Origin of the sequence: Stenotrophomonas sp. PS02301 (assembly GCF_029959485.1) — a bacterium.
In the GTDB taxonomy this organism is placed as follows: domain Bacteria; phylum Pseudomonadota; class Gammaproteobacteria; order Xanthomonadales; family Xanthomonadaceae; genus Stenotrophomonas; species Stenotrophomonas maltophilia_Z.
In genome coordinates this window covers 1-5956 of sequence record NZ_JASCOO010000156.1, presented here as the reverse complement: position 1 = coordinate 5956, position 5956 = coordinate 1, and the positions used below count along the sequence as shown (strand labels likewise).

The window sequence follows — 5956 nt, the reverse complement described above, 5'->3', positions numbered from 1 at the left end:
ACCGACCGCTGGTGGGTGCGCAGTCGGAAACGAAAAGGGCAGCCGCGCGGCTGCCCTTTTCTGTTCTGTCGGGAGCCGGCCAGCGGCCGGCACTACCCTCGCTGCTTGATGAGCCGGCCAGCGGCCCGCACTACCCTCGCTGCTTGAGGAGCCGGCCAGCGGCCGGCACTACCACCGCTGCATCGCGCGGCGGCAGCCCGTCCTCAGCCTTCGGCCAGCATCTTCTGCAGCACTTCGCGCGCCGGGCCGGCCAGCTTCTCGTTGTCGAGCGCGAAGCGGATCGTGGCTTCGACCAGGCCCAGATGGGTGCCGCAGTCGAAACGGCGGCCCTCAAAGCGGAACGCGTCGACACGCTCACTCTTGAGCAGCTCGGCGATCGCATCGGTCAGCTGGATCTCGCCGCCTGCACCGGTCCCGGTCGCTTCGAGCAGCTCGAAGATCTTCGGGCTGAGCACGTAACGGCCGACCACGGCCAGGTCGCTGGGGGCGTCTTCGGGCTTGGGCTTTTCGACGATCGCGTTGATCTTGCCCTGGCGGCCATCGAAGGCCTCGGTGGCCACGATGCCGTAGCTGCCGGTCTTGTCATGCGGCACGTCTTCAACCGCGATGATGCTGGCGCCGGTGGCTTCATTGGCATCGGCCATCTGCTTGAGGGCACCGTTGCCGCGGTTCCAGATCAGATCGTCCGGCAGCAGCACGGCGAACGGCTCGTCACCGACAATCGCCTTGGCGCACAGCACCGCATGGCCCAGGCCCAGCGCTTCCGCCTGCGTCACGAACACCGCGCGAACGCCGTTTGGCAGCACGTGACGGACCAGTTCGAGCTGTTCCTTCTTGCCGGCGCGCTCGAGCTTCTGCTCCAGCTCGTAGGCTTTGTCGAAGTAATCCGCGACCGCATGCTTGTAGCGGTTGGTGATGAAGATCAAGGTGTCACAGCCGGCCTCGATCGCCTCATCAACGGCGTACTGGATCAACGGCCGATCAATGATCGGCAGCATTTCCTTCGGAACGGTCTTGGTGGCCGGAAGGAATCGCGTTCCCAACCCTGCGACAGGAAATACCGCCTTGCGAATACGCTTGCTCATCAGAACCTGTTGGCCTCACGCGCGGGAAAGGCGAGAACTTTAGCAGAGCTGACGTGATCATCCTGTTGCAGCGGCGAGAACTCCGGCATGGTCGAGAACAGAATGCTGTTGATCGCATCAGTGTCGTAGGTGGCGATCGCCTCGCGCAGTTTCGGCACGTTGGCCAATACTTGTTCGCGCGCGAACGTGCGTACGCCGGCTTCGAGAATCTTCGGGTGTGCGGTAGGACGATAATCTTCGTCCGAATAGAAGAGCGTCTCGTGCAGTTTCTCGCCCGGGCGCAGGCCCGTATAGACGATGGCGATGTCCTTGTACGGCTGTTTGCCGGCCAGGCGGATCATCTGCTCGGCAAGCACCCGGATCGGCACCGGCTCGCCCATGTCCAGCGTGTAGATCGCCCCATGCGAGGCCGACGCGGCCGCCTGCAGGATCAGCTGGCAGGCCTCGGGAATCGTCATGAAGTAGCGGGTGACTTCCGGGTCGGTCACGGTGACCGGGCCGCCTTTGAGGATCTGCTCGCGGAACACCGGCACCACGCTGCCAGCCGAGGCCAGCACGTTGCCGAAGCGCACGGTCACGAAACGGGTGTGGCTGGTCTTCTGGTCCAGGCTCTGGCAGATCATCTCCGCGTAGCGCTTGCTGGCGCCCAGCGCGTTGACCGGATCGACCGCCTTGTCGGTGGAGATGAAAACGAAATGCTCGATCCGCGCTTCGACGCAGGCGCGGGCCACCGTTTCGGTGGACAGAATGTTGTTGCGCACCGCTTCGCGCAGCTGGCGCTCCAGTACCGGCACCTGCTTGTAGGCGGCGGCGTGGAACACCGAGTCCACCCGCGACAGCGACAGCGCATGGCGGATCACTGCGGGGTCCCCGCAGTCACCCAGCACCGCCTCCACGACCAGATCCGGGAAGCTGCGCTGCAGCTCGGCCTCGATGGTCAGCAGCAGCAGCTCACTCATTTCCACCAGGACAATCCGCCCTGCCCCATGGCGGGCACACTGGCGGCACAGTTCAGAGCCGATCGACCCACCTGCGCCCGTGACCAGCACGGTGCGGCCACCCAGCCAGCCGCGGATCAGCGCCCAATCCGGCAGGATGGGCTTGCGGCCGAGCAGATCCTCGATCGCCACTTCCTTGAGCTCACCCGGCAACGAGTGACCCAACAGAATATCGTTGAGCTTGGGCACCATGCGGAACGGAATGCCGGTGCTCTCGCAGATGGCCACCACCCGCTGCATGCCGACGGCATCCAGCGACGGGATGGCGATCACCAGCAGCTTGGCGGCGGTCTCGCGGACCACGGCGGGCGCGTCTTCCAGCGTGCCGAGGATCGGCAGGCCCTGCAGCTTGGCGCCCTGCAGATGCGGGGCATCGTCAAGCAGGCCGACCGGCTCGAAATCGCCGGAGCGGCGCAGGTCACGCACCAGGGCTTCCGCTGCCTGGCCGGCACCGAGGATCAGCACACGGCGGGCGGTGACGTCCGACTGCAGCGCCTGGTAGTCCTTCCACGCGCGATACAGCAGACGCGGGGCGCCCAGCAGCGCCGACAGTGCGAAGGGATAAATGACCAGCACCGACATCGGCACGCCTTCGAAGCGCTTGTACGCCAAGGCCACCACGATGGCGAGCAGGCCGATGAAGCTGGCTTTGAAGATGTTGAGCAGATCGGCGACGCTGGCAAAGCGCCAGAGGCCGCGATACAGGCCGACCCGCCAGAACACCACGGCCTGGATGACCAGCACCAGCGAGGTATCGATGTTCCAGAGCGGCAACGCCGGCGCATCGGCCAGCATCGAGTAGCGTCCCGCATGCAGCAGCTGCCAGCACGCCCAGACCATGAAGAGATCGTGGGCGACGATGGCGGCACGGGGCACCAAGCCGGTAAATCGGTCCTGCCAAGGCGTCATAAACAACGTAGTCCTTCTAGTTGCGCATTCCCTTGCGCAGGAGCAGCCAAAGGCCGGTCGCGAGGATCAACCACGCGATGGCCACGGCAGCCTCCCACCTCGGCTGCAGATTCGTGCATGCATTAAACACTGCCGCACTGAATATTCCAAAAACAAGATACATCCCGGTGACGAAAGTGTGGCTTGCACCACTTTTCACCGCGCGCTGATAGAGATGCTGCGTGTGGGGTTCCATCCAGCGCTGTCCGGACAGGATGCGCGAAAGCAATGTGAAGCCTGCGTCCACAAGAAAGGCCGAAAGCGGCACCAGCAACAGCAACCAGTGGATATCGGTACGCACGCTGACCAAGCAGACCAGGGCCGCGATCGCATAGCCCAGCGCCCCGCTGCCGACGTCCCCCATGAAGATGCGCGCCTTCGGGTAGTTGAACGGCAGGAAGCCCAGACAGGCCAGTCCCAACACCACGCCGGCCAGCCCGTAAGGCGGCGGCAGGACCAGGGCGAAGGCGAGACCGGCCAGGATGGCCTGCGTGGTCGCGATGCCGTTGATCCCATCCATGAAGTTCCAGATGTTGATCAATGAGGTGGCAAACAACAGCGCCAGCAGCGCCTGCCAAGGGTTGCCACTGGCATGCCAGACCAACCCCGCCAGAAGCGCGGCGGCGATGGCATGGACCAACAGGCGACGAACCGCCGGCAGGGGCCGGTGGTCGTCCCACCAACCAATCCCCGCGACCAGCACCAGCCCCAGTGCGAATACTGCCAGGGTGAGGCCGGCCTTGGGCCAGATCACCACAGCGACCGCGCAGGCCAGCAGCAGGGTCAGCACGATCGCGATGCCGCCGCCGCGTGGCGTCGCCACCCCGTGGCTGCGGCGCTCGCCGGGCTCATCCAATAGATTGCGGCGCAGCGCATAGGCGCGTGCGCCCCAGGTCAGGCCCGCCGATACCGCCAGCACCGCCAGCAGCCCCGCCATCCAGGCGACCATCATGGTTCAGAGCACCGCGTAGTTGAGCAGCGGCTTGACGGTGCCCCATTCCTTGCAGCTCGGGCACTGCCAGTGATGCGTGCGCGCGCCGAAGCCACAGCGGGTGCAGCGGTACGCCGGATTGCGCACCAGCAACTGGTCGGTGATGTGCTTGAGGTCGTGCAGCGTCGCGGTGGAATCGGCGCCCTCGGCCAGGGTCAGGTCGATCAGGGCCGACTCGCCACGCACGGAAGGACGATCCTTGAGCTGGCGGCCGAGGTAGGCGCGCGCCGGAGCCACACCCTCCTGCTCCTCCATCAGCTGGGTCAGCGCCAGCACCGGGGCGATGCCGCGGTAATGTTCGGTCATCTCAGAGAGAAACGCGCGCGCGCCACCGAGGTCGCCGACCTTGCGGTAGTTCTGCATCAGCGCCTGCAGCACTTCCGGCAGGTACTCCGGATCATTGCGGGCGGCACGTTCGAAGGCACGCACGGCGGCTTCGGCATTGCCGGCGTCGTTCTCCAGGCGCCCTTCAATGATGCCGGCACGCACCGACATCGCATCGGCCTGGTAGGCGCGCGCGATGGCCGCGCGGGCCTCTTCGATCTTCCCGGCGCCACGGTAACGCTCGGCCAGCTCGCATTCGAACTGCCCGATCAGCTTGCCCATCGGCTCGCCGGTGACCTCTTCGAAGCGGCTGGCGTTGTCGATCGCCTTTTCCCAGTCGCGCTCGGCCTGGTAGATGCCGATCAGGTGCTTGAGCGCCTGCGGTGCGCGCTGGTCGATCTGGGCCAGCTCGGTGAACACGGTTTCGGCGCGATCAAGCAGGCCGGACTTCATGTAGTCCTCGCCCAGCGCCAGCAGCGCCTGGACACGCTGCTGATCGCTCAGGTCCGCGCGGTTGACCAGGCCCTGGTGCAGGCGGATCGCACGATCAACCTCACCGCGGCGGCGGAACAGATGGCCCAGCGCGACCTGGGTCTCGAAGGTTTCCTTGTCCAGCTCGGCGATGTGCAGGAACAGCTCGATCGCCTTGTCCGGCTGCTCGTTGAGCAGATAGTTCAGGCCGCGGAAGTACGTGCTGGACAGATGGCTGACCTGGTTGTCGCCATGGCGTTGACCGCCGCGACGCCCGATCACCCAGCCCGACAACGCGGCCAGGGGCAGGAACAGGAAGAACCAGAACCACTCGGAGACAAATTCCATCGGCGCTCAGCGTCCGTCGAATGTAGAAGAAGAAGGGGGTGCCACGACCACGGCAGGCGCGGCTTTCCGCGCGCGGCGCAGTTTGGCGTACAACGGGATCACCACGCTGGCGAGCACCAGGCCGCCGCCGATGAGCGCACCGGACAACAAGGCGATGATGATCGCCACGCCGGTGGTGGAATTGATCTGGGTAAAGCCCAGGCTGATGATGATCGGCTGCGAGTTGAGGGCGCCGATGATGAGACCCACGACCAGAACCGCCAGCAGGATCAGCAGACGTACGATGTTCATGCAGCAGCTCCAGTTCCGTAGGGCTCAAGAGTAGCGGACTAACACTCCGCTCTACCAGCCGACTCCGTGGAAATCACGCATCCGCCCCTTGGCGGATGACACTCAGGCAGGATCGCTTTCCAGCGGTACCACGGCGCTGACGCGCTCGCGCAGTTCCTTGCCCGGCTTGAAGTGCGGGACATGCTTGCCCGGCAACGCGACCGATTCCCCGGTCTTGGGATTGCGCCCCAGCCGTGCCGGCCGGTAGTGCAACGAAAAACTGCCGAACCCGCGGATCTCGATGCGATCCCCGCCGGCCAGCGCCCCACCCATCATTTCCAGCAACGACTTCACGGCCAGATCGACATCGTCCGACTTCAAATGCGCCTGTCGGCGCGCCAGGATTTCGATCAGCTCGGATTTGGTCATTACGGGCTCTTGGGGAGGAACTCAGACCCTGAAACGGCCCGGACTGATGTCCGGGCCGCCCAGGCAACTACGCCAGCGACAGCCCGATTACT

The 5956-nt window shown here is 65.1% G+C and carries 6 protein-coding genes; all 6 read right to left on the bottom strand.

The features are described 5' to 3' along the window. Positions 1 to 203 precede the first annotated feature (203 nt). On the bottom strand, positions 204 to 1085 hold the full coding sequence (gene galU, locus QMX81_RS20255) for a UTP--glucose-1-phosphate uridylyltransferase GalU (protein WP_121042144.1): 882 nt from the start codon (positions 1083 to 1085) through the stop codon (positions 204 to 206). Next, entirely contained in the window at positions 1085 to 2992 is a 1908-nt protein-coding gene (locus QMX81_RS20250; RefSeq protein WP_183073785.1) for a nucleoside-diphosphate sugar epimerase/dehydratase, read from the bottom strand. Before QMX81_RS20250 ends, galU begins: the two co-directional genes overlap by 1 nt. A gap of 16 nt (positions 2993 to 3008) precedes the next feature. Further along, a complete protein-coding gene (locus tag QMX81_RS20245; RefSeq protein ID WP_282264199.1) occupies positions 3009 to 3983 on the bottom strand; it encodes a glycosyltransferase family 4 protein in 975 nt (324 codons plus the stop codon). Between the two features lie 3 nt (positions 3984 to 3986). Further along, entirely contained in the window at positions 3987 to 5165 is a 1179-nt protein-coding gene (gene lapB / locus QMX81_RS20240; protein ID WP_121042140.1) for a lipopolysaccharide assembly protein LapB, read from the bottom strand. Positions 5166 to 5171: 6 nt separating this feature from the next. Then, positions 5172 to 5456 carry a LapA family protein gene (locus tag QMX81_RS20235; protein WP_282264197.1) on the bottom strand — a complete coding sequence of 95 codons (285 nt, stop codon included), beginning with the start codon at positions 5454 to 5456 and terminating at the stop codon, positions 5172 to 5174. Positions 5457 to 5558: 102 nt separating this feature from the next. Further along, entirely contained in the window at positions 5559 to 5864 is a 306-nt protein-coding gene (locus QMX81_RS20230) for an integration host factor subunit beta (RefSeq protein WP_019183098.1), read from the bottom strand. Between the last annotated feature and the right edge of the window lie 92 nt (positions 5865 to 5956).

Bases quoted from the DNA above. Each gene is read 5' to 3' on its own strand.
- galU (WP_121042144.1), bottom strand. From the start codon at position 1,085: ATGAGCAAGCGTATTCGCAAGGCGGTATTTCCTGTCGCAGGGTTGGGA.
- QMX81_RS20250 (WP_183073785.1), bottom strand. From the start codon at position 2,992: ATGACGCCTTGGCAGGACCGATTTACCGGCTTGGTGCCCCGTGCCGCC.
- QMX81_RS20245 (WP_282264199.1), bottom strand. From the start codon at position 3,983: ATGATGGTCGCCTGGATGGCGGGGCTGCTGGCGGTGCTGGCGGTATCG.
- lapB (WP_121042140.1), bottom strand. From the start codon at position 5,165: ATGGAATTTGTCTCCGAGTGGTTCTGGTTCTTCCTGTTCCTGCCCCTG.
- QMX81_RS20235 (WP_282264197.1), bottom strand. From the start codon at position 5,456: ATGAACATCGTACGTCTGCTGATCCTGCTGGCGGTTCTGGTCGTGGGT.
- QMX81_RS20230 (WP_019183098.1), bottom strand. From the start codon at position 5,864: ATGACCAAATCCGAGCTGATCGAAATCCTGGCGCGCCGACAGGCGCAT.